The organism is Mesorhizobium sp. M1A.F.Ca.IN.022.07.1.1, from assembly GCF_003997575.1.
Lineage (GTDB): Bacteria > Pseudomonadota > Alphaproteobacteria > Rhizobiales > Rhizobiaceae > Mesorhizobium.
In genome coordinates this window covers 1-22,114 of the sequence record NZ_RZST01000011.1, presented here as the reverse complement: position 1 = coordinate 22,114, position 22,114 = coordinate 1, and the positions used below count along the sequence as shown (strand labels likewise).

The window sequence follows — 22,114 nt, the reverse complement described above, 5'->3', positions numbered from 1 at the left end:
ACGGACCGAAGTTCGGCTCCCAGACCACTTGCGCAGAATCTGGAAGACCCAGGAGAAGAAGATGGCGTCCGGCGGTAAGAAACACATGGGACGCGGCAGTCAGGGCAAAGGTGCCGGGACCGGAGCGAAGACGACGGTTCCGAAAGACATGATTGGCGAAAATGACGTCCTGTCGAACCGGGATAAGAAACAGCCTACAAAAGAACGCGGCCTCGACAGCAATCGGATCAAGTCCGATCAGTATCAGGACCACGCGGCAAACCGGATCCCGGAAGACTGATCTTGCGGCGAATATCGCAAGACTTTGCAGGCTCGCAACGGATCAGTTTAGGCAAAGGGTTTTCGCTCCGCCACGATCTGCTGCGGGGCTGAAGCTGATCGGCGGCTGGAAGCGCCTTGCAAACTCCGGCCGTGTATGGTCTCAAGTGAATCTCGAAGGGGCCACATTTGCTAAGAGAATGCCATGTCTCGTCCGAGCCAGCGCGATCCCGTCAGCCAGGCAAGCCTGGGCATAGACCAAGAGATCGCGTCGTTGTTGACCGCCATTGAGCAGGAAAAAGTTCCTGATCGCCTGGCTAAGCTCGCGATCGAGTTGCAGAATGCGCTGATCGAGAAGCGCCGGTGCAAAAAGGAGAACTGACGGCAAGCCTCATCGATGCCTGTCAGCGCTTCTGTCCCAGTGATCTTCCGCGAGATGGTCGTGTCTTTCGACCAGCGCTTGCGATGAGCTTTCATCAAGGAATTCCAGGACGCTTGCACGCGCGCGGTTGAGACGGCTTTTAACGGTCCCGACCGCGCAATCGCATATCTCCGCGGTTTCTTCGTAGCTGACGCCCAGCACACCGATAAGCGTCAGTACCTCGCGCTGATGTATCGGAAGCTTCTGGATGGCGCGGTAGACTTCCTTGGTCCGAACGGACCAGTCCTGCGAGGCTTCCGAAATCGGCCGGCTGGAGGCGCAGTCAAGCAAACCGGGCGCCTCCCTAGCTGCCGCCTTGACCCGCGTATAATGCGTATTGCGCATGATGGTGAAAAGCCAGGACTTCAATCGCGTCCCCGGCTCGAACTTGTCCAGGTTCGCAAGCCCCTTGGTCAGGGTCTCCTGCACCAAATCGTCGGCATCATCGGGCAAGCGGCAAAAAGTGCGCGCAAAAGCACGCAAGGCAGGAATGAGGTCGACGACAGCGACCTCGCCCGGTACGCAGTCAGGCACGGCATGGCCTTTGGGTAACACGGTTCTCACCCCAGCAGAGAGAGTTGATGGGCATTGATTAGGGAGAATGCGTGACGATGATGATCGTTCCTGTTGTAAACGAACTTGCTTGAACGCCTCCGGCCAACCAACGGGGTCGCCGTTCGAGCTAGAGAAACCAACTCGCGACCAATCCGCCGAGGCCGCAAAGATCACCACGCTCGTTATGCTCCGAGGTTGTTCGTGGTCCGACTATTGACCCGGCCGCCCGTGATCCTGCGATCATTCGTCAGCAAAAGGATCAACACTAGCGGAGGAGTAGAAAAGACCTGCAGACCAATACCTACATTGGATGTTGCGAAACCCTTGCAGGAGCCCGATTGCTACAGGCGAGAGCGCCGCGCGGCCTCGGTGCCTGCGCTCGCCAATCGGGCGACCGCCTCGATCAGCACTTTGGAGTCTACTGGCTTCGACAGTCTCGGCGAATCCCGGAACTGATCGGGAAAGACCGTTGCGCTGTCATAGCCGGTGAGGAAGAGGAAAGGAACGTGGCGCGCTGCGAGGTGCTCGGCAAGCGGGAAACTGCGTTCGCCATGCAGGTTCACGTCGAGCACCGCCCCATCGAGTTCGACGCCATCGATCTGCTCGAGCGCCTGTTGGACCGAGGGCGCGGGCCCCACCACATGGCAGCCCGCATCGGTCAGTTCGTCGGAGAGGTCGAGCGCAACCAGGAAAGCGTCCTCGACGACGAGGATTCGCAGGCCCGATAATGGAGCGCTCTTGTTCATGCGTAGCCGGGCAGCGGCTCGAAGGCTTCGGTTCGGGCAAGGGGGATTTCAAGCAGGCACTCCAGGCCGGTGGGCCGGAAGTTCAATTCGACACTCCCCCTCAACTCGTACTCCAAACTCTGCTGGATGAAAGTGGTTCCAAAATTTCTGCGGGATGGCTCTTCCACGGCCGGACCGCCGAGTTCCTTCCAGCTGATCGAAAGCATGCCCGGCTTCACCACGTTCCAGGAGACCTCGACGCGTCCGGTCTCGACGGAAAGCGCCCCATATTTGGCGGCGTTGCTGGCAAGCTCGAAGAACACCATGCCGAGTGCCGCCGCCGTTGCCGCATCGAGGTGGAACGGCCGGCCGTGAACGACTAGATTCTGGCGTCCCGTGGTGCTGTAGGGGGAAAACGTCGCCCTCAGCAGTTCCTCGAGGTCGGCGTCGCCCCAATTGTGGGAAGACAGGACCTCATGCGTGCGCGCCATCGCGTGCAGTCGCTCATGGAATGATGTCGCGAATTCCCCCATTGAGCTTGACGAGCGGATCATGCGCGAGGTCAGTGCGGTGATCGTGGCTAGGATGTTCTTCACACGATGCTGCAGCTCGTGCAGCAGCCTCTCCTGAGCGCGCTCGGCCTCCTTATGGTTCGAGACATCGACCAGGGCCGCAATAGCGCCCCGAACCCTGCCGGACTCGTCAAACAGCGGATTGGCCGACATCATCACGTCGATGCTTGAGCCGTCCGCCTGCGCGATTCGGGCTTCGTAGCCGCGGACGGGCTTGCCCGTTCGCATCGCCTTCTGCAGCGGCTGCTCGTGCGTCTCCACCTTGGAGCCGTTCACCATTAGCGGCAGGACCGCCGGCACAGTGCTGAGCTTGCCGTCCGCCGCGCGCCGGCCGGCGAGCTCGGCGGCGCGGCGATTGGCGCGGATGGCATCGCCGTCGCCTTCCTCGGCGATGAAGATGCCGACAGGCACAAGGTCCAGAACAGTCTCCAGGCTTTCGAGGCGGTTGCGCAAGTCGTGCGACAGCGCGCCGATCTTTTCCTCCGCCTGCGCGATCTGGGTAACGTCGACGAAGGTGACGACGACGCCGGCGATGACATTGTCGACGGTGCGGTAGGGCATCACGCGCATGATGTAGCGCTTGCCGCTTTCGGTGCCTTCCACCTGCCTTTCTATCGTGCCCAGCCGCTGCAGCACCTGCTCCATGTCTGCCTGCAGCCGGTCCGCGGCAAAGCGCGGCCGCACATGCGCGAGCGGCCGGCCGACATCGCTTTCGACCAGCCTGAACAGGTCGCGCGCGGTCGGCGTGAAGCTCTTGATGCAAAGGTCGCGATCGAGGAACACGGTCGCGATCTGCGTGCTTTCGAGCAGGTTGGACATGTCGTTGTTGGCGCGGCTGAGCTCGTCGACGCGGATGTTGAGCTCGGCATTGACGGTCTGCAGTTCCTCGTTGATCGATTGCAGCTCCTCCTTGGAGGTCTCCAACTCCTCGTTGGACGATTGCAGCTCCTCGTTGATAGAGGACAGTTCTTCGTTAGAGGATTTCAACTCCTCGTTGGAGGATTCTAGCTCCTCCGTCGTGATCTGCAGCCGTTCCCTGGTTTCCCGCAGCTCCTTTTCGAGCTGACTGACATTGGCGCTTTCGACATCGTCGGTCGTGTGGACAGGCTCGTCCTCTGCCTCCGCCTTTATCCCGCCGATATCGCGGAAGACCAGCATGTAGAGCGGATCCGAATTGCCGTCGACCGGCAGCGGCTGCACGGCGAGGCTGATCGTCTGGCGTCCGCCATTGGTGCCGATGCTGATCTTGTTCTGCACCGCCATCTGTCCGGTGCTGACTGCCTTGTGAAGGGCAGCGCGCAGATCCATGCGCAGCCCGCGACGGGCCATGGAGAAGACGTTGTGGTCGGGCGCGCCGGCGGCAAGTTCCAGATATTTGCCTGTCCCGCCCGAGCTGTGCATCAATTCGCCGGCGGCGTTGACGACCACGTAGGCCGGAGCATAGCGCTCGACCAGGAAGCGTTCGGCAACTTCTTGCAGGGTTCCTGTCGTTGCCCGCGGGCGCGTGCTGGGAACAGCCTGCCTGGCGGCGGCGGCAAGTGGGAATTCCGGCAGGCGTTGCGCGGCGACCTCACTGCGCTTCTGGAAGATGCGGGTCGCCTTGTCGATGGTCGAGAACAGGCGCGCATGGCGCGTAACGTTCTCGGACGAGCCGAGGAAGAGATAGCCGTTATTGCGCAACGCATAATGGAAGATCGGGATGATCTTCTCCTGCAGCTCCGGCCCCATATAGATCAAGAGGTTGCGGCAGGCGATGAGGTCCAGCTTGGAAAACGGCGGGTCGCGCAACAGATTGTGCGCCGAGAACAGGCAGGCTTCCCGCAACTCGGCGGAAACACGATATGTGCCGTCCTCGCGCGAGAAGAATTCCTTCAGGCGCTTCGGCGTGATGTCGCTTGCGACGGTCGCCGGATAGCGGCCGGCGCGCGCCACTTCCAGCGCACGCTCGTCGATGTCGGTGGCGAAGATCTGCAGGTTGGGAGAAGCGGCGCCCCGCGGCGCGTTCTCCTTCAAAAGCATGGCGATCGAATAGGCTTCCTCTCCGGTGGCGCAGCCGGGCACCCAGGCCCTGATCGTCTCGTCCGGCTTGCGGCCCCCGAAAAGCTTCGGAATAACCAAGCTCTCTAGCGCATCGAAGGCCTGCGGGTCCCGGAAGAAGCTGGTCACGCCGATGAGCAGGTCCTGGAACAGAAGGTCGACCTGCTGCGGCTCGTCGCGCAGCCGCTCGTAGAAAGCCGTGGGATCGTCGATCTGCAGCACCTGCATGCGGCGTTGGATGCGCCGCAGGATGGTGTTGTCCTTGTAGCCGCTGAAATCATGGTCCGTGCGCGTACGCAACAGCCCCGTGATCCGCGAAAGCTGTTCGCCCACTTCGCGCTTGCGGCGGTCGCGTTCGCTTTCATCGCGGTTGGCGTGGCTGAAATAGCCGACGAGCTTCGCAGCCATCTCCTCGGCCGGCAGCACCATGTCAACTAGGCCGCTCTGCACGGCGCTGCGCATCATGCCATCATATTCGGCGCTCTGCTGCGCCAGCGTTAGGCCACCATGTTCCTTTATTGCCCTGAGCCCGATCGTGCCGTCGCTGCCGGTTCCGGAAAGGATCAGCCCGGCCGCATCCTCCCCTTGATCCTGTGCCAGGGACGTGAAGAAATCGTCGATCGGCGTCCGCTTCGCGCGCGTGGCGGCCATCTTGGCCATGTTGAAACGCTGTCCCCGGATGGTCACCGAGACGCCCGGCGGGATGACGTAGATGTTGTTCGGCTCGACTTCCGCGCCTTCGACCGCGGTCTGCGTTTCGATCGCGGTGGAGCGCTGGATGATGCTCGCGAGCACACTCTCATGCTCGGCATCGAGGTGTTGGATCACGACATAGGCAAAGCCGCTGTCGGCCGGCACTTCCGGAAAGAACTTCTGCAACGCCGCGATGCCGCCGGCCGATGCGCCGATGCCGATGACAGGGAACAGCGCGGGCTCTCTCTCATCCTGGCGCGGGCTAGTCCGTGCCTTCCCTGTGCTTGCCTTCCTCGCCGCCTGCGCCATTGCCTGTTACCTGTGTCCGCCTGCTTTCCAGGATGCGCTCGATGACGGAGGCATCCGCTTCGTATTCCCTCGCCCGCTTGCCGAACTCGCTGGCGAGTTGGGAGCGATGTCGCGTCTTCTCCCGCTCCGCCATGCGCCGGGCAAACTCCGCCCGCTGCTGATGCGACCGCAGCAGGCTCCACAGGATCTCGTCCGCCTCGATCGCCTGCGCCTCCATGATCGCATCGGCGGTGAAAGCGTGCCCGGTATGGCACCGATAGCGCAGCATGTCACCGTCCTCGATCTCCCACAGCGGCCCGTGGCATTCCGGGCATGTAAACACCGACAGTTGCCCAAGTCGATCTGGTTCTTTCATGGTCGAATGCTCCTGTGCCGCGATTGCGGCCTCCAGCCTGACCGTCGGAGGGGCCGGCAACGTTTCTCCGGCCGGCTCGGCCGCCAGCTTGCCCAGCAAGCCGCCGAGTTTGGCGGCGGGTTCGCAATGATCGATGTCGACATAACGCAGCGCGCTTTCCACCATGGAAGGCACCAGCGCGTCCTTGGGATGCTGGACCACCGCGAGGCCGCCGACCGCCTTGATTGCCCTCAGGCCGGCGGTGCCGTCGGAAAGCGCGCCCGACAGCAGCACGCCGACGACGCTTGCGCCGAAGCTCAGCGCCGCCGAGCGGAACAGCGGGTCTACCGCCGGCCGCGCGAGGTTTTCGCGCGGGCCGCGGCGCAGCATCATGTGATCGTCATGCAGAAGAAGATGGAAGCCGGGCGGCGCGACATAGATGTTTCCCATCTTGAAGGACTCGCCGTTCTTGGCGCCGGAGGCTTTCAGCGCTCCCGCACGGTCGAGGATTTCCGGCAGATAGCTGACCTGGCCGACATGGACCACGACGAACACGGCCGCCGGTAGATCGGCAGGCAGGTCGCTCACGATCGCTTTCAGGGGCTCAACCCCGCCAGCGGACGCCCCGATGACGATGATGGAGCGGTTGCGCGCCTTAGCTTGCCGCGAGCTTGTCTCGGCCTCGCGGGCAGGTGAGATTCGGTTTCGAAAGTCGGCCATGGCACCCCTTTCGGGTCGCCCCCGGCCCATAACACAATGGCCGAAGTCAGGACTCTGTTCCATGGGCGGCGCACGCAACGATCGCCGGATCGGCAACAGCACGAACGGGTCTCGGCCGAACATGCGCAATGGGGTGCCGGCCTGCTTCCCTCGGGCCTCCGCAAGGACCGGTCGCCTGTCCGGCTGTCATTCGAGCCCCACGGCGGAACTTTCCATGCCCTCTCCCGCGCGAGATTTGAAGGAACCAATAGCGCCTAGCATTTGTTTTCTCAGTTCAGGTTCGGCGGGTGGGCTCCGCAACAAAGGGAGATAGCCATGAAGGTCGGCAGTTGCATGACAAAGGACGTTGCCGTCGCGAATCCCGAACAGTCGATCCGCGAGGTGGCGCTGATGATGGGCAAGCTCGACGCCGGCGTCGTGCCTGTCGGTGAAAATGACCGGCTGGTGGGGATGATCACCGACCGGGACATGGTCATCCGCGGGATAGCGCTGGGCAAAGGTCCCGATACCAAGGTGCGCGATGTCATGAGCCAAGAGGTAAGATATTGCTTCGATGACGAAGACGTCGATCATGTTCTTGCTAACATGGGAGACTTGCAGGTGCGCCGGCTCCCGGTTCTGAACCGAGACAAACGGCTCGTTGGCATCATCTCCCTGGGAGACCTCGCAAGAAAGGGTGAGACACGGGAGGCTGGAGAGGCTTTGAGCGGCATTTCGGCGCCGGGCGGTGTTCATTCGCAGACCGCCCATTGATGACAACGACGACATCGGGGTCTGTTTGATCGTCGGTTGACGCCCGCCGGGCGTGACTGGGTTGCGGCGGCCTCATCGCGGCTTCGCAACCTAATCACGTCCTGATGGACCGACAGGTGGCGACGATCCCTCTCAGGTTGTCAGCCTAAGCCAACGCTGTCTGGCCCAACGCCTGATCTCTTTAGGCAGAGGGTCGCGCGCAGTGTTGCGTTCTCCGGCGTTGCTTGACCGTCACCTCTCCGTCTTTCCGACCTGCGGCTTCATAACCCGCCTGAGGTCGGCCCGGCTTCCTCTGCTCACCGAATAGGCGCGCGTGATTTCGGCGCCGAACAGAAAGATTTGAGCCGAGTAATAGACCCATAGCAGCACCACCATCAGCGCGCCGGCGGCGCCATAGGAAGTGGCGATCGAACTGCTGCCGATGTACCAGCCGATCAGCGACTTGCCGATGGTGAAGAGAAGCGCGGTGACCAGCGCACCGACAGCGACATCGCGCCATTTGAGACTGCGGTCCGGCAGGACCTTGTAAATCGCCGCGAAGAGCAGCGCGATCAACGCGAACGATACGATCGTGTTGATCGAACTCACGATCAGTTCGCCGAACGGCAGGTGTTGGTTGATGACATCGGACAACACCGAGATGGCCGTGCTCGCCGCGAGCGACACTAGGAGCATGAAACCGAGCGCGGCTACGAGACCAAGGCTCGCCGCCCTCGCCCGCACCAAACGCGAGAGCGACATGGCCCTTGGCTCGACCTTCCAGATCTCATTCAGCGACTGCTGCATCTCGCCAAACACGCCGGAGGCTGTGATCAGGAGCGTCACCAGCCCGATAATGGTGGCAAGCGCGCCGGACCAGGGACGCGAAGCGGTCTCGATCGTCGCCTTCAAGAGGTCGGCGCTCTGCGGACCCATCACGCCCGATATCTGGGCCGAGAGCGCGAGCTGGGCGGCGTCGTTGCCGACGACGAGACCTGCGACCGCCACAACGATCAGAAGGATCGGCGCAAGAGAAGTAGTGGCATAGAAGGCAATCGCCGCCCCATGGCTCAGCGCGTTGTCATCCATATAACCGCTGACGCTTTCTTTCAGCAGAAGCCAGGCCTCCTGAAGCCAGCCGGTCCTTGATTTCCCGTCCTTTGCCATGCGCTCGACACCGAACTGAAGCGGGCCGGGTGGGACAAGAGCTCGACTGCCTTTTCGTTGGCCAGGATGTGAAGCCGGAAAAACCACCCTGTTCTCTTTGCCACCAGGTCCGGCTGACGCGGCCCGCAGAGGTCAATGACGCCGCGGGCGGGAGGTTCCGATCTATTCGCTTGCGGGGTCTTTTGGACATCGCGCTGGGCCTTCACGCCGCCGATGCCGTCGTGAACGCGACTGCGCGATCAGGTCGAAGCTGGCGCTCGTTGAAGGCTAAAAGAATGCCCGGCCGAAACCGGGCAGGAGACTTTGTAGGAGCCGATGATCGGACATCCGGCCTCGCTAATGTATTCGCACCTTATGACGGACTCATGAAGGCCGCCATCCTCCAGGAACAAACCCCGGATTGGTGCGTATTGGCTGAACAGCCGGGTCCAGATGGGGGCACAATGTCAACTCGCAAGAAGCGCCACACCCAAAGTGCATTCTCGCTTTGTGGAGACCTGATGTTGGCACCCGCTGTCGTCGCCATGCGCCTTCCGCTGATTGCTTTGGATGCAAGCAGCCGTGCCCCGAAAGGGATTGAGGCGATGCTTGCGGTCAACGAGAAGGCGCTCGCCTTCGCCGAAGGCATGGCCGCTACGCAACTGGTGATCTTACGATCGGCGCTAAGGTTTTGGCCGGAAGTTCTATCCGGCCGGAGCCCGTCTTTTCTAAGCGGCGGTGCTCTGAAGCAGTCCATGGTCGCAGCACTCAAACCTGCCGGCCGCCGCGTCCGAACAAATTTCAACCGGCTCTCCAAACCGGGCTGATTGGGGCCAGATTGATGTTCTGGGCCGAAGCGGTCGCGGACCGCCGGTAATCGAGCATGACGACTTCAGTCGAGGCAGCCGGCCGTGGCAGACATGCCCGCATCGATCAGCTCTTGGAGCGTCCAGCCGTCATGTTTGCGTTTCAAGGGCCAGCTCGGCCTTTTGGCTGAATTTTGATTTATTAGTAGATGCGCATATACTCTTTCGCCGGCATCGTGTTCCCTAAGCCCCTGCCGGCCAAGGCCCGGTGGCCACCCCCATAGCCACCCAAGGCTACCGGGCCACCTGCCCCGCCTAGAGGCGCCCAAGGCTGCCCTGCAATCGCTCGCTATGGGCGAGCGAAAATGGAAGACCCGGAACAACCCTCCTCGCTCCAAGTTCGGGTCGCTGCTTGGAGCGATCATGAAGACATACCGAGTTGAAGAGATGGCTGGCGACCAGGTGGTGGCTTATCACGTTGCCAATGCCCGTGCCCCTTGGGAGGCTGCTCAGAAAGTCACCGGCAAAGACGTCCTGGCGAGACGGGATGAACATTTCTGGGTGCGGGTGACCGATGAGGGAAACCGCGCAATTTATAAATATGCCTTCAGGCTTGACGCACCGGACTGCCTTTGAGGCTCCGTCCGGTCGGGCTTGGGAAAGGGAGGCGGCGCATTCGGGTCCGGGCAATCGACGCTTGGCACCTTTCCGCAGGGTGATGCGGGATCATTGCCCGCACCGCCATACCGCTCTACGAGTTTTGCAAACCCGTAGGCGAAGGCGGCGAGAAGCGCCAGGACAACCGCTATCCGAACGGCCATTGGAGATTATACCCCGGTCGGCCTGCGGATAGTAATCACTACTGCTATCCCGGCGAGCCGCCGGCCAGGCTGAATTAGCCGGATCAGCAGAAGAGCCCGCCGCACCTCCTCCGCGGGCGGGCTCTTTGCGTCGGGGGCAACCCGACCAAGGCGCGCTCGACCGTCTCTTCTTGCCGGGAGCTGCACCCAGAATGCGAACTGCAGCGGCACCGAATTGTTCCAAGACAAACAAAGAGCCCGCCCGCCTGGGGAGGTCGAATGGGCGCTGAGGAAACGCCTTTCGCGGCGAGGTGAACCTCAGCTGAGGCACACGCCGCGCGACACAACCGGGACGATTGGCAGAATGTCCCCTTCCGCCGATGCGACAGAAGTCCGAGAGGCTGACGCTTTGGTCCCCATGCTGAAACCTAAGCCTCGCTGCATCATTTGATAGAGCCGGTGAGGAAGTGCGTCACCTTCCTGGTCGGTAGCAGCTAGAGAGATGCCCGCCATTTCCTGCCTGGAGTGACGGGCATCGTCCTTATTGGGACGTCGCGCCGTTCACGAGCGAGACGACGATCACGGCCGTAACGGCGGACAGGCGGTCACGCTTGACCAGGACGGGCTTTTCATAAGTGCGCTTCATGGCGAATCCCCCTTGCTGAAGTTGGCTCGCCGATCTGGCTGAGGCAGCACCCGACCGTCATTTAAAAAAGATGTAGGTCCGGAAGTAGCGACGAAGGGCCGAAGCACGAGGAAGCGGCGCTGATCGACGACAAGGCCCTACAGACAAGGCCATACAAAAGAAAAGCCCGCCGACCAAAGCCGACGGGCCATCTTCCCTCAAAACTGCTGTGCGCCCCTTTCCCAGATGGTCCGCCCGATTCCGGGAACCCCGCACAAGCGTTTCCTGATACAGTCGCGCCCAAAGGGCTGTAGCCCAGCGGCAACAATGACGAATATTCACAAGGGGCGGGCGGCAGGCAGTCCAGTCCGTTCAGACCGTTACCTACCTAAAGGTAGCCTGGATAGCGAAACCAGTTCATTCTCGTCCACAATACCCGCCATGAAGTTGGCGATGATGCGAGAGGCCAGCGCCTCACGCTGCTCCGTAGTTTGGCCATCATATTTCAACCGGTCGAAGACGCGGGCCAGAATTTCCAGCTCTTCCGGATCGAAAATTTCCGCTTCCAGTGCTCTTTGGCGGATCGCCATGGCGGTGAACTCCTATTCGTGCCTGGCTCTGCCGGCAGGCTTGCGCATGCGAACCCCAATGGGAAACTCGAATTTGATTCAATATGGAACTCCCGTAAGCGTTCCCTTAGCGCGATCTGAAAGAACGGCCCGCCCCTGATGGGAGCCAGGGAGCGGGCCTGCGGAGAATGGGAGGCTCCGCCCGGCGGCTGTGCACATGATCGGGAGGGAATTGCGCCGCCGCGCCCCAAACCTCTTCGAATGCGAGGTGTTCCGCGATGACGGAACATTTTCTTGGTGATCCGTTTGTCTCGGGCAGGAGGAGTGTTTCCGTACCGGTTGTCATCGGCATAGGCTTTGCCATCGTTCAAGCCTGCGCACGCTGACACACCCTCTGTTTCATTTCAGGACGGAATATGCTGGCATCAGCCTTGCAAATAGGATGATGCCGGTACCCTCCCGGGTCGGCACTCGTCGGGCTTGGGGCTGGGCTATGGGGCGGCGAGCCCGGCGAGTTCTCAATACATTAGCAACTGCTTGTAGACATAGATGAACAGGCGGATAATCAGGCCACGCGCGTACGAGGAGCTTTGAGGGAGTTCCAGCCATGCGACCGATCCTGCTGATCGTCGCCGCCCTTGCCGCGTTCTTCATCTGGGATGGCGTGGCGAACAAAGGCGCCTATCGAATTGCGCTGATGAAAACATAGACCAGTCCGAGCACTTCCCAGGTCTAGTGCGGGTTGGTTGAACCAATGATTTGAAAGCATTGTCGCTGATTTGAAAGCATTGTCGCTCCGGACGGAAGTCGGACATCCAAACGCATTGGTCCCAGTACTGAAACATTAAGCCCGTTCCGACATTTGGTAGAGCCGGCGGAATCCTTCAGTCGTCGGCGGAGAGAGGTCAGGTGCCCGCCATACACTCCCCCGGGTGGCGGGTACCTGTTTGGGTTTTCAGCCGTCAAGCCGCCTTCGCGGTGCTGCTTCGCACATGAAGGGTATCGACCTACAAGTTCAGTGGACCAGAAAGCCCGTCGCGCAATGGCGCAAGCGCGACGGGCTTCTGTTGCTTACGGAGTAGAGCGGCCGCACCCTGAATGGGAGAAAACGAGTGCGGTCGCATGTTACCAACCCGACCGCACCGTTCGGGTTCCATCAGCCTGCTCGAATATTAGCGCCAGCTTGAAGCCATAATATTGGCTGCACTGATCCGGCTCGGCTTTATCCTTATGAATGCGTTCCGGCTATACAATCAGGGGTATATGCTCATTGGTCAGCCGGCGCCGTGTTGCGATTCCGAGCCCCCGCCGGTCAGGCCCGGCTCAATTCTGGCCTTTGTCGGCCAGAGAGCCGGGCCGCTCCGGACACCGGCGCGGTGTACGCCTTTTGGAGAACTACTTTCTTTGCAGATAGCAATTAAAGTATCTTGCAGGAAAGGAGTGCTAAAATGCCGAATGAGAGCAAAAGGCTTATTGAAAAGAATTCCGAAAAGCTTGTTTCAGAGGCCAATGCGCGCCGCGATTTTCTCAAGCAGGCTGGACGCTTTGCTGCGGTGACGCCTCCGGCCATTACATTGCTGCTCGGCACAAGCTTGAACTCCAGGGCGATTGCCAAATCGGGAGGAACACGTCCGGGCAATGGATGGGGTGACAAGAACCACGTTCACGTCGGGCCCAAGCCAAAGTTTCTTAAATCCGGCAACGGAGGGTCGCGGGGGGACAGCTATGGCGGCGGAGCCCATGGGGGCTCGAGGTCCGGCGATCCCAACTAGTGCCGTCGAGGAACGACCTCTTTCCGCTCGACTGAGGTTAGACGGGCCGGCGCATTGGTCGTGATGCTAGAAACAACTTGCCCGATGCATCATTTGGTAGGGCCGGCGAGGAAATGCGTCACCTTCTTCGTCGGCAGCAGTGAAAATAGATGCCCGCCATTCCTGGAATGACGGGCATCTGTTGCGTCTCTCGGCTAGAGCGCTCTCCCAGTGCTGCATCGCCTGAGGATCATTTCACACAAGCTCTTCCGAACGCGCTCATTTTGCTCAGAACCCGTCTACGCGAACTTCGGCTTTAGTGGACTTGTTCCAGCCGAGGGCACCAGGCTCGCTTTAGCGAACCTTCTCGAGTTCTTCCAACAGCTGGTCAGCGTCAGTTACACCGCGTCCAAAAAGGCTCATGACTTTGACCGCGACGTTTTCGCGCTCGTCCTTGCGTTCGATTTTGTGACTGGAGCAGTAGTCACTCACCGCCTTGGCCAGAATGTTGACCTCTGCAGGTTCAACTATACCGCATCCCGCACTTTTGGGCGGGACAGCATTGCGATCGCTTCCACGCATCGTTTACCTCACCCCGATACGCCACAACGGGGAAAGGATACACCCAAAAAAAGTCAGCTACGAGTCAATTGGATCGGACTGAGGTCCCGGGCAAATAGCCGATTGCCTCCATGCTGCGCTACCGAGCAACGGCCGCCCACCGAACTTTTGTCCGGCGTCACTGCGCGGTCTGTGAATTTCGTCTCGGCAGGAGCCCTATCGGCTTGGTTCGCGCATGACATTATAGAGCAGCAGGCCGGCCAGTATCGACACGACTGCGCTTAGCATATCATCGCCGGCCAGCCCTGATGAATATGCGAAAGTTGATGCCAGCTCGGCCATCGTTCGACCCAAGGAGTGCGGGATTGCCCGAGGAGAACTTTTAGATGCCGCTAAAGTTCCTTGTGAGCGCTGGCGGGCTGTCTCCTCATGCCGCGAAGGGCTCGTATCGGGGGCAGTGTGAACGCCGTCAGAGACGGCACATTCATCTTCGGCCGGAGATCCCATTCCCAAGCGGAGGAACGCTAGACCCGTTGCCGTGACCCGCCAAGGTTAGACAACGGGCCTAGCTATCGGTTCGCTTCTCAAGTCGGTGACACTGTCGCCGCAAACCGAACCCAACTCCAAAGCCCAGGGCAACGCCCGCTCAGTCATCTACGCAGTTCATTAGCAGGTCCGCAGTAACAAATGTTAATGGTACACTACTGGCTTGGCGAGAAAGGCGCCGCTGGAGGAAAGACTGACGCAAGCGACCTTGGCCCGTCGCAGCGCCCAAGGGATCCGCGCAACGGGCCAAGTAACCCGGCCTTCGGCTTTGTTCAGGCCGGTCCTCCCATCCTCCGCCGTGGCGGGCGGAGTGACGTTAATCCTGCACGAGCGAGCAGTCCGTTTTCGATAACTTTTGTTAGTCCCGCCTAAAATTGCCGCTTGCCACGCCTGGAACATTCCTGCGCGGCCGCTGTTATTCCCTGCCGGAGGAACAAGCGATGGCAGACGACAAGAGCAAGCGTGGTGGCAGTGACCGCAACCGGGTATCAGCGGACGATGACTACGAAGTTCGGCATTTCGCCAACAAGGTCGGGCTGACGGCGCAACAGGTTCGCGATCTCATCAAACAGCACGGCAACGACCGGAAGACCTTGGAACGCGAGGCCGAAAAGCTTCGCGGATGACCAAGAGCTCCAACGCAGCGGCGATCGCCGGGATCCACGCCAAATCATGAGCAGCGCAGCACGAGCCGCTTGAACTGGACGCTGAATAGCCGGTCAATCATCGTCATCGCTTGTGACGCGACGATATCGGAAGCGATTGCGGATGTGCGCGTTGAAAAAGCGGCCCTTGGCAAAGGCTGATCGGAATGCCGCGAACGTCTCCGGCGGCACCCCCTCGAACTCGTAGCGTTTCCCGCTGGTCACAAACCATACGGAAAGAATCCCTTTGGCCGGATCGTATTTTGTTTTCTTGATCGAGGTGGATGGCATGGCGCGGCACCCGGTGGTCTGGCATAGAGCGAACGATCCGGCCGGCCTTTTGTTTCCGAAGCTAATGAGTGAGAGCCAAGTCTCGCAGCCGACGCCGCCGTCCCAGATGCGGACGGGCAGCGGCAGCGCGAGCGCCGCATCCCATGGCATCGAAAAAGCCCGCAGACCGGAGCCTGCGGGCTGAGTATTCTGGGGGTTGGTACCTGAGTGCGCAAACCTGGCAACGTGCGCAGCAGGCATCCAATCAACAAAATCCGACAGCGACCGTTCCCTAAAATTCTGGACCTCGGCCACCGGTCCCAGCGAATGCGGGACAAATGTCGTACGGGCCAACTCAAAGGTCGGGGGCAGGAAACATCTTGCGAGAAATTTCATTGGGTCGCGACTGGCGAGGATGAGCCCCTGCCACCCTCGAGGTCATCTCAACAGACGGAGAGTTCGCAAAGGTTGCCAGGCAGGCCGAGCGGCTGGGCGATAGCAGGTAATGGCAAATCAGTCTGTTCATCGGCCCCCGCACTGTTCGAGGCTCTTATCCTCGGTCTGGCACTTAAGATTGGAACCACGGAGGCAATTATGATCGAAATTTCCAACGCCTTGGCCACCAAGTTGACGGGTCTCCAAGAAAGGCTGCGGGCGGCCAACGTGAGCATGGATGACATGCAGGCATTTCAAAGGGTCGCCGACCATATGGACAACGGTCGCGGCGGCATCGACGCCGACGATCTGATCGCGCTCTCCTTTGTCATGTCGGATGACGCTGAGCGATCGCAGATGGAAACAGCGCCGGCGATCGAGCCTGCAGCCCATAGGCAGCATCGGTCCGTCGGCCTATCCCGCGGCGCGAAAGGGACGGGCTACATCGTTCCGCCCAAGGCGGGCTGAACGCGCCCCTATCCGGGTTAATTGCAGGCTGCCTTGGCTTTCAATCGGACTTGCCCGAGTCCTCAAGTCCGACGATTGCAGCCAGTATGGCATCGTAAGCGCTCCCGATCTCCTCTTCAATCTCATGCTCGGAAACACCTGCGGCCTTCGCATCTGCAAAGAGCTTGGTCGTCAATTCCGCGACGGAAATGATGTCAGCGCCGACGCTGCCGCGCATCACGTTGTTGGTAATCCATTCGCCAAAGAATTCGGCCCCGCGTTCGCTCATAGGCGATGCCGCGCCTTCAGAAAATGAGCCTCTCGAAGCAGGGAATTCCAATCGGTCCCGATCAACTCGATCAGTTCGCGGGCTTGCTCTTCGGAAATGTCTGCCTCCCTGGCCAATCGGCCGGCCAGGATCTCAACGGCACCGTCATGCGAGTCGCCTTTGTCGGTGTGCTCGTTCATCGAAACCTCCTAGCCTTGAAAACTGCCGAAAGGCCGACAGGTTCAGGCTTGTGCCGAAAATCTGAATTCCTTCGGACTCTTCCCAGCGTCTGCGACTGCCTTGCCGGCCGTTTGGCCAACCAGATTATCTGGGCGGCCCGTCAGGCCGGATTACCAAGACGGCCGGCGGATCGAGAACCGCCTTTTTCATCAAGACCTTCATATAGGCGGCCGCGGTCAATAGCCCCCAATGATCGGCAGGATCTCGCCGGTGATATAGCTGGAGCATTGCGGCGAAGCGAGAAATACATAGGCAGGCGCGATCTCTTCCGGCTGGGCTGGCCGTTTCATCGGGGTCTTTGCGCCAAACTGCGAGACCTTCTCCGCTTCCTTCTCCGACGGGTTCAGCGGCGTCCAAACCGGCCCCGGCGCCACGGCATTGACGCGAATGCCCTTGCTGATCAGGTTACCAGAGAGCGCCCGGGTGAAGGCGTGAATGCCGCCCTTGGTCATCGAATAATCGATGAGTTCCTTCGAGCCTTCGATGCCGGTGACCGACCCGGTGTTGATGATGGCCGAACCCGGCTTCATATGCGGAACGGCTTCCTGGGCCATGTGGAAGTAGCCGTAGAGATTTGTCTTCAGCGTGGTGTCGAAGTGTTGCTCGGTGAGGTCCGCGAAATCGGTCGAATGCACCTGGAAGGCAGCGTTGTTGACGAGCACGTCGAGCCTGCCGAAGGCCTTCAGCGTCCGCTCCACCGCCTTGTGGCAGAAGGTCCGCCTGGCCACGTCGCCGCGCATGATGATGCAGCGCCTGCCTTCGGCCTCGACTGCCTGCTTTGTCGCCTTCGCGTCGCGATCCTCGCTGAGATAGGCGATGGCGATATCCGCCCCTTCCCGGGCGAACAACACGGCAACTGCGCGGCCGATGCCGGAATCGCCGCCGGTGATCAGCGCCACCTTGCCTCCCAATTTGTTCGACCCCTGCCAGAACGGCGCGTCGTAGAGCGGCGCGGGCTCGATCGCCCATTCCTCGCCGGGTTTGGGATGATGCTGCTTCGGGAAAGGCGGCACCGGGTATTCCCGTGCGCCGGCCTGCATGGCGCCTTGTGATTTGGATTTGCCGTTCGACTTGGCGCGATCGGTCGCGTCGACCTTGCGTTGCACGCTCCGCTGCTTGCTGGCCGCCTGCTCGGAGGTGGATTTGGTCCGCGGGGCCGATTTCATCGGTGTGGCGGAGTCGGTCATCCTGGCGGATTTCGTCGGCATCGGTGTCTCCTTCGCTTTCGAGGGACAACGCACGCGAACAGAAAAGGTTGGCCTCGCTCCGAAGCTGCCGGCTCTCAATCCGGACATCGGTCGCGACATCCGTCGGGACCTCAATCACGGCCGCCACAACCGCCGGCGCCGCTCGCCGGGACAGCGATCAGTAGGAGCAGGTTTTTTGACCGCCACGGGCCGGCTGAATGCAACTACCCGGCGGCAGCTTCGTTTTATGCGATCTCAAACAGGCGGTAGCACCATGAAATCCTTTCGGACCGATAATCCCCTTGGCGGCGGCGCCGACCGCGGACCTCTTCGTCGGGGCCGCCCGGCCTGCGTGCGAATGGCTAGGACGGTGAAAGAGCCTTGAGCAGATTCCTGCCCCTCACCATCCACTTCGTCAACGGCGGCACGATGATGGTGTCGTCGATCGCTGACGCCAAGAAGGCGCTTGGTCGGAAATGGAAGAGCAAGGACTCACCAGCCTATCGCAAGGCGGTTCGGCTGGTGGAAGACGCGACCAACGGGATTTGCCGGCCGGCAATCGCCTTTGCCGCCTTCAAGAAGGCGGCCGCCGAGCAGGGTCTGCTGGAGCATGCGGGTCCCAGTGCAGCGCTCAGCATGCTCGACCAACTTTCGTCCCGCAACGGCAAGGGCACGCCGAAGTAACGCTCGCGCACCTCGGCTCGTCGTCCCGGCTTCAAAAAATATTTCGCGGGAACATCGGTCGATCCCACCGGTTTTGTTTGGTCAAGAAAGTCGAACGAAGGAGACGTCGATGGCAAAGAAAAGTTCGTCCGGCGCGGCGAACGGCTTGGAAAGCCTGTTCGTGGATGGCCTGAAAGACCTTTATTATGCAGAGAAAAAGATCCTGAAGACGCTGCCTAAGATGGCCAAGGCGGCGCAGTCACAGGAAGTGGGCGCGGCCTTCGAAAAGCATCGCACCGAGACTGAAGCTCAGGTCGACCGGCTCGAGCAGGTTTTCGAAATGCTGGGCAAGCCGGCGCGCGGCAAGACGTGTCCCGCGATCGATGGCATCATTGAAGAGGGTTCGGAGATCCTCGAGGAATACAAGGACGAGCCGGCGCTCGACGCGGGCCTTGTGGCTGCCGCCCAGGCGGTCGAGCATTATGAAATAGCGCGCTACGGCACGCTGATTGCCTGGGCGGAGCAACTGGGCCTGAAAGACGCCCTCCCCTTGCTGCGCGACACCCTCAAGGAAGAATCCGCTACCGACGAGACACTTAGCAAGCTCGGCGAAAGCGGTGCGAACAAGCGGGCCATGCAGGCGGCCGCGTAAGGCGCCCGATAAACGCTTATTCGCATGCCACAAGTCGACTTGGCGACGCGGCCCCGGTCTCTTTGACCGGGGCCGCGATTACGGGGCCCGCCTCCTCGCGAAACGCTGCAAGTTTTTTCAGCGGAGCGGTCGCCTTCTTGGCGTCGCGCCCGCCTTCAGTTGATTTCTTGCCGGTGCCCAGCGCCAAGGACAGGATAAACGGCTGCATTTCGGTGCAGTTCATCCGGCACACTATCCTCAGGCTGGCTTGGCGGGAAATTTCGTCAGGGTGAAAGTCCGGAGTTCAACATTGGAAAAAGCATTCAATCGGCTCGCGGAGAATGTCGCCCATGCCGCGGGTCGTGCATGGGCCTTCGTCTTGTGCGTGGTTTCGGTGGTCCTCTGGGCCATTGCCGGCCCGGCCTTTCATTATTCCGAGACTTGGCAGCTGATCATCAACACCGCGACGACGATCGTTACTTTCCTGATGGTTTTCCTGATTCAAAATACCCAGAATCGCGACGGCGTGGCCATTCAGGCGAAGCTCGATGAGCTCATTCGCTCAGGCCGCGCAAAAAACGACTTCATCGGCATCGAGCATCTCACGGAAGCGGAGGCCCAAGAATTCATAACCAGGTGTGCCCAAACCAAGACCGCCAGCAAAAGGACGATCGCATCTCATGTCGAAAGCCGCCCTGCCTAAAACATATCCACCGAAAGTCGAAACCGGCTTCGGGACCAAGACGTGCGTGACAGGCTTTAGTCGCCACGATGCTTGTTGTGGCCGCTTTCCTGATTCTTGCCGCGAAGGATGTTGCGATCATCGGGGTCGACGAGGTCGGGCGTGTCGCTCCTGAGGTCCGAACCTTTCCGCCGCGCTTCGCGCTCCGCGGCCGGCTGCTTCAGCTCCGCCTTGGCGTCGAATTCCTTGGGCGCGTTCTTCGTGTTCTCACGTTCTTCCAGGATGCGCACTTGCTGGTCATGGGTTCTGCGTCCGCTCATCGGTTCCTCCTGTTCTTTCGTCGGTAACGGCAGTTGGACTCGATCGTTCCGAACATGCGCAAGGCGTTTCGGGTGCCTGAAAGTCAGGGCGCCAGATGACCTAATCACGCGGGAAATCGAAACCGACTGCGAGGTGTCGAGGAGGTGATCCGGTCGATCGAGGAACGCTGCTGAGGAGCCGCCATTCCTGCGCTAAGCGTTCCAGATCGACTGGAGGGCGCAGCTTCCCGTCGGGCCGTGGATGAGCGATCCCGTCTGCCGCGAAGATCCTCGTTGTAACCGCTCAGACGAAAGACGCGGCAACGCAAGCCCCGCCAGAGGAACATTGGCAGACGGCGGCCGTTCTCAGCTCGAAGGAGGCGGCTCATGAGTGCAACCAAGGAGTTCTTTCGAAGCTGGCTCGAGGAGAACGTCGGGAACTTGCCTGCCGACACACAAGTCAGCGTTCCGGTGCTTGTGCGACAGTTCGAGCAGGACGCCGACGCCGCGGGCTACGGGCACGAGGTTCGCGAGGAGGAAATCGGCAATATCGAAGATGCAATCGAACGGGCGCTCGACATGACGGCCGAGCAGGAGGACCCGACAGAATCAAATCATCGGAAAGAGACCTCGCTTGCCCCGGTCATTGAAGCTCTCGAGGAGTCGGAACCGGCACAGGCGGAAGACCATGAGGATCGGGACTGACCAACTGCCGCACGGGATAGCCGGAACAAAGAAACAGCTCGCCTGTTGGGCTGCTTGTGAACAGATCGGCACGTGATCCGCCGACGTGGCAGGCCAGATAGGTAAGTAAGCCAATGACGAAGCATTCTGCAAAGGACGATCCGTCCAAACTGGGATCGGACAGTGACCGGGCGAGCGAGCAAGGCACAAAGCGAACAGATAAGCGTCTGCCGCAGGAAGATCCTGTCGAGGGCGCGCGTGACACGGTGGAACGCGAGCTTGAACGGCAAGATCGACCGGTCGACGCTGAGGGAAGAGAGCGCGAACGCAGGGCTCTCCAGGAACAGGTCGATGAGGAGACGAAGCTGCCTCAGAAGGGCTCGGCCTGAAAGCTCCTTCTTTGGAAGCCAGCGCCTGGGTACATCCGCCGCTTCTCTCAACAGCGGCTTGTGCCATGGCTCCGTAGCAGCACGGGATCATGCCTGACATCGCCACGTTCAACGACGTGGTCCTCCTCCTTGCCGCGGCAGCGGCCGGGCTTGCCCTCTACAATGGCCTGCGGGCGCGGCGGGCGTTACGCGGCCGACGTTTTGGACGCTTCGTCGAAGTCGACGGAGCGCGGCTGCACCTGATCGAGGATGGCCAGGGCATGCCGCTGTTGTTGCTGCATGGCAACGGCTCTTCGGCCGAGGATTTCACGACAAGCCGCATCGTCGACAAAGCGGCCGCAGACTATCGTGTTCTGGCTTTCGACAGACCAGGCTTCGGCAGGAGCTCGCGCCCGATCGGCAGGATCTGGTCGGCCGCCGCGCAGGCCGATCTGATCGATGCCGCGGCCGCCAAACTCGGAATTGGACGCTATATTGTTCTTGGCCACTCTTGGGGTGCCGCCGTTGCGCTCGAGATGGCGCGACGGCGCCCTGGGCGCGTTGCCGGGGTCGTGCTTCTCTCCGGCTACCACTATCCATCGCCAAGGTTCGAACTCGCCCTGTCGGGGTTGCCGATCTTGCCTTTGATCGGAACGGCCTTCCGCCACACCTTGCTGCCGCCGCTGGTCAGGCTTGGCTGGGCTTGGTCAATGCGAAAGATATTTGGCCCGGCGGCGATCTCGGCGGCATTCACCGCAACGACGAGGGAGTTGGCGAGCCGCCCCTCGCAACTGCGGTCGATCGCGGCGGAGTCCTTCCTGATGTGGATCGCAGCGGCGTTTGTGACGCCTCGGCACAACGACATTTCCGTTCCTGTTGGGATAATCGCCGGCGCCGGCGATCAGCTTTTCGACGCGCCGGCCGAGGCGTTTCGGCTGCACGCGGATCTCGCAAACTCGGTAGTCGATATCGTCCCCGATGCCGGGCATATGGTGCACCTGTCAGCCCCGCAGGCGGTGCTCGCCATGATCGACAAGATCGCTGCCCTTTCGACCACCGAGGACGCGCAGCGGAGCGACCGATAAGCGGCAGTGCCGTGCAACCGGCCTACGGCGGGGAACCTTTCGATCCACGCC

Annotated in this window: 27 protein-coding genes; 13 read left to right on the top strand and 14 right to left on the bottom strand. The window is 60.9% G+C overall.

The genetic code is table 11. The annotated features are described in order from the left end of the window. Positions 1-61 precede the first annotated feature (61 nt). Complete coding sequence (locus EOA75_RS03180; RefSeq protein WP_127323611.1) at positions 62-280, top strand: hypothetical protein; 219 nt, start codon at positions 62-64, stop codon at positions 278-280. 183 nt (positions 281-463) lie between these two features. Further along, positions 464-640: a hypothetical protein gene (locus EOA75_RS33885; protein ID WP_082953720.1), complete on the top strand. Its 177-nt coding sequence runs from the start codon at positions 464-466 to the stop codon at positions 638-640. A gap of 9 nt (positions 641-649) precedes the next feature. On the opposite strand, the gene EOA75_RS03175 is transcribed toward EOA75_RS33885, so the two are convergent. From EOA75_RS03175 to EOA75_RS03160, 4 genes are all read right to left on the bottom strand, one after another. Next, positions 650-1,213, bottom strand: a complete 564-nt coding sequence (locus EOA75_RS03175; protein WP_067320579.1) for a sigma-70 family RNA polymerase sigma factor — start codon at positions 1,211-1,213, stop codon at positions 650-652. 362 nt (positions 1,214-1,575) lie between these two features. Next, on the bottom strand, positions 1,576-1,980 hold the full coding sequence (locus EOA75_RS03170; protein ID WP_067320576.1) for a response regulator: 405 nt from the start codon (positions 1,978-1,980) through the stop codon (positions 1,576-1,578). Continuing rightward, positions 1,977-5,570 (bottom strand): CheR family methyltransferase, encoded by a 3,594-nt coding sequence (locus EOA75_RS03165; protein WP_127323610.1) that lies wholly within the window; start codon positions 5,568-5,570, stop codon positions 1,977-1,979. Before EOA75_RS03165 ends, EOA75_RS03170 begins: the two co-directional genes overlap by 4 nt. Beyond that, positions 5,524-6,624, bottom strand: coding sequence for a chemotaxis protein CheB (locus EOA75_RS03160; RefSeq protein WP_127323609.1), 1,101 nt, complete (start codon positions 6,622-6,624; stop codon positions 5,524-5,526). The genes EOA75_RS03165 and EOA75_RS03160 overlap by 47 nt, the downstream gene beginning before the upstream one ends. A 315-nt stretch (positions 6,625-6,939) precedes the next feature. Here EOA75_RS03160 and EOA75_RS03155 point away from each other — a divergent pair, with 315 nt between their 5' ends. After that, on the top strand, positions 6,940-7,377 hold the full coding sequence (locus tag EOA75_RS03155; RefSeq protein ID WP_095779493.1) for a CBS domain-containing protein: 438 nt from the start codon (positions 6,940-6,942) through the stop codon (positions 7,375-7,377). 231 nt (positions 7,378-7,608) lie between these two features. Here the strand turns inward: EOA75_RS03155 and EOA75_RS03150 are convergent, their stop codons facing one another. Beyond that, a complete protein-coding gene (locus EOA75_RS03150) occupies positions 7,609-8,523 on the bottom strand; it encodes a YihY/virulence factor BrkB family protein (RefSeq protein ID WP_127323608.1) in 915 nt (304 codons plus the stop codon). 365 nt (positions 8,524-8,888) lie between these two features. Here EOA75_RS03150 and EOA75_RS03145 point away from each other — a divergent pair, with 365 nt between their 5' ends. Together EOA75_RS03145 and EOA75_RS03140 are read left to right on the top strand one after the other, a co-directional pair. Further along, positions 8,889-9,329, top strand: a complete 441-nt coding sequence (locus tag EOA75_RS03145) for a hypothetical protein (protein ID WP_245466553.1) — start codon at positions 8,889-8,891, stop codon at positions 9,327-9,329. 402 nt (positions 9,330-9,731) lie between these two features. Next, positions 9,732-9,944 carry a hypothetical protein gene (locus tag EOA75_RS03140; protein ID WP_095779495.1) on the top strand — a complete coding sequence of 71 codons (213 nt, stop codon included), beginning with the start codon at positions 9,732-9,734 and terminating at the stop codon, positions 9,942-9,944. Positions 9,945-10,649: 705 nt separating this feature from the next. Here EOA75_RS03140 and EOA75_RS34465 read toward each other — a convergent pair. Continuing rightward, positions 10,650-10,754 carry a putative RiPP precursor gene (locus EOA75_RS34465; protein ID WP_206516957.1) on the bottom strand — a complete coding sequence of 35 codons (105 nt, stop codon included), beginning with the start codon at positions 10,752-10,754 and terminating at the stop codon, positions 10,650-10,652. A gap of 359 nt (positions 10,755-11,113) precedes the next feature. Further along, a complete protein-coding gene (locus tag EOA75_RS03135) occupies positions 11,114-11,323 on the bottom strand; it encodes a hypothetical protein (protein WP_127323607.1) in 210 nt (69 codons plus the stop codon). Positions 11,324-12,750: 1,427 nt separating this feature from the next. Between EOA75_RS03135 and EOA75_RS03130 the strand changes: the two genes are divergently transcribed. Further along, complete coding sequence (locus EOA75_RS03130; RefSeq protein ID WP_245458926.1) at positions 12,751-13,074, top strand: hypothetical protein; 324 nt, start codon at positions 12,751-12,753, stop codon at positions 13,072-13,074. Positions 13,075-13,407: 333 nt separating this feature from the next. Here the strand turns inward: EOA75_RS03130 and EOA75_RS03125 are convergent, their stop codons facing one another. Continuing rightward, on the bottom strand, positions 13,408-13,635 hold the full coding sequence (locus EOA75_RS03125; protein WP_066994854.1) for a hypothetical protein: 228 nt from the start codon (positions 13,633-13,635) through the stop codon (positions 13,408-13,410). Positions 13,636-14,600: 965 nt separating this feature from the next. Between EOA75_RS03125 and EOA75_RS03120 the strand changes: the two genes are divergently transcribed. Continuing rightward, positions 14,601-14,786, top strand: coding sequence for a DUF3606 domain-containing protein (locus tag EOA75_RS03120; RefSeq protein ID WP_066994850.1), 186 nt, complete (start codon positions 14,601-14,603; stop codon positions 14,784-14,786). Between the two features lie 93 nt (positions 14,787-14,879). Here the strand turns inward: EOA75_RS03120 and EOA75_RS34845 are convergent, their stop codons facing one another. Next, positions 14,880-15,470: a KTSC domain-containing protein gene (locus tag EOA75_RS34845; protein ID WP_245466552.1), complete on the bottom strand. Its 591-nt coding sequence runs from the start codon at positions 15,468-15,470 to the stop codon at positions 14,880-14,882. A 198-nt stretch (positions 15,471-15,668) separates the two neighbouring features. Between EOA75_RS34845 and EOA75_RS03110 the strand changes: the two genes are divergently transcribed. Next, positions 15,669-15,977 carry a hypothetical protein gene (locus EOA75_RS03110; RefSeq protein ID WP_127213768.1) on the top strand — a complete coding sequence of 103 codons (309 nt, stop codon included), beginning with the start codon at positions 15,669-15,671 and terminating at the stop codon, positions 15,975-15,977. A 40-nt stretch (positions 15,978-16,017) separates the two neighbouring features. Here the strand turns inward: EOA75_RS03110 and EOA75_RS03105 are convergent, their stop codons facing one another. From EOA75_RS03105 to EOA75_RS03095, 3 genes are all read right to left on the bottom strand, one after another. Then, complete coding sequence (locus tag EOA75_RS03105; RefSeq protein WP_095779498.1) at positions 16,018-16,245, bottom strand: DUF768 domain-containing protein; 228 nt, start codon at positions 16,243-16,245, stop codon at positions 16,018-16,020. Further along, positions 16,242-16,424 carry a hypothetical protein gene (locus EOA75_RS03100; RefSeq protein ID WP_067320556.1) on the bottom strand — a complete coding sequence of 61 codons (183 nt, stop codon included), beginning with the start codon at positions 16,422-16,424 and terminating at the stop codon, positions 16,242-16,244. The genes EOA75_RS03105 and EOA75_RS03100 overlap by 4 nt, the downstream gene beginning before the upstream one ends. Positions 16,425-16,640: 216 nt before the next feature. Beyond that, entirely contained in the window at positions 16,641-17,630 is a 990-nt protein-coding gene (locus EOA75_RS03095) for an SDR family oxidoreductase (protein ID WP_095802652.1), read from the bottom strand. Between the two features lie 402 nt (positions 17,631-18,032). On the opposite strand from EOA75_RS03095, the gene EOA75_RS03090 reads away from it, so the two are divergent. Together EOA75_RS03090 and EOA75_RS03085 are read left to right on the top strand one after the other, a co-directional pair. Then, positions 18,033-18,335 (top strand): DUF982 domain-containing protein, encoded by a 303-nt coding sequence (locus EOA75_RS03090; protein WP_066994825.1) that lies wholly within the window; start codon positions 18,033-18,035, stop codon positions 18,333-18,335. Positions 18,336-18,444: 109 nt separating this feature from the next. Further along, entirely contained in the window at positions 18,445-18,966 is a 522-nt protein-coding gene (locus EOA75_RS03085; RefSeq protein ID WP_066994822.1) for a ferritin-like domain-containing protein, read from the top strand. 16 nt (positions 18,967-18,982) lie between these two features. Here the strand turns inward: EOA75_RS03085 and EOA75_RS03080 are convergent, their stop codons facing one another. Next, the gene (locus EOA75_RS03080) at positions 18,983-19,189 is read right to left on the bottom strand and encodes a hypothetical protein (RefSeq protein WP_127323606.1); all 207 of its coding nucleotides are present in this window, start codon (positions 19,187-19,189) and stop codon (positions 18,983-18,985) included. Positions 19,190-19,255: 66 nt separating this feature from the next. Between EOA75_RS03080 and EOA75_RS03075 the strand changes: the two genes are divergently transcribed. Beyond that, entirely contained in the window at positions 19,256-19,648 is a 393-nt protein-coding gene (locus tag EOA75_RS03075) for a low affinity iron permease family protein (protein ID WP_127323605.1), read from the top strand. 56 nt (positions 19,649-19,704) lie between these two features. On the opposite strand, the gene EOA75_RS03070 is transcribed toward EOA75_RS03075, so the two are convergent. After that, positions 19,705-19,947: a hypothetical protein gene (locus EOA75_RS03070; RefSeq protein ID WP_095802614.1), complete on the bottom strand. Its 243-nt coding sequence runs from the start codon at positions 19,945-19,947 to the stop codon at positions 19,705-19,707. A 366-nt stretch (positions 19,948-20,313) separates the two neighbouring features. On the opposite strand from EOA75_RS03070, the gene EOA75_RS03065 reads away from it, so the two are divergent. Both EOA75_RS03065 and EOA75_RS03060 read left to right on the top strand, forming a co-directional pair. After that, the gene (locus EOA75_RS03065) at positions 20,314-20,631 is read left to right on the top strand and encodes a hypothetical protein (protein ID WP_095802615.1); all 318 of its coding nucleotides are present in this window, start codon (positions 20,314-20,316) and stop codon (positions 20,629-20,631) included. A gap of 457 nt (positions 20,632-21,088) precedes the next feature. Continuing rightward, positions 21,089-22,063 carry an alpha/beta hydrolase gene (locus EOA75_RS03060; protein ID WP_127323604.1) on the top strand — a complete coding sequence of 325 codons (975 nt, stop codon included), beginning with the start codon at positions 21,089-21,091 and terminating at the stop codon, positions 22,061-22,063. Positions 22,064-22,114 lie beyond the last annotated feature (51 nt).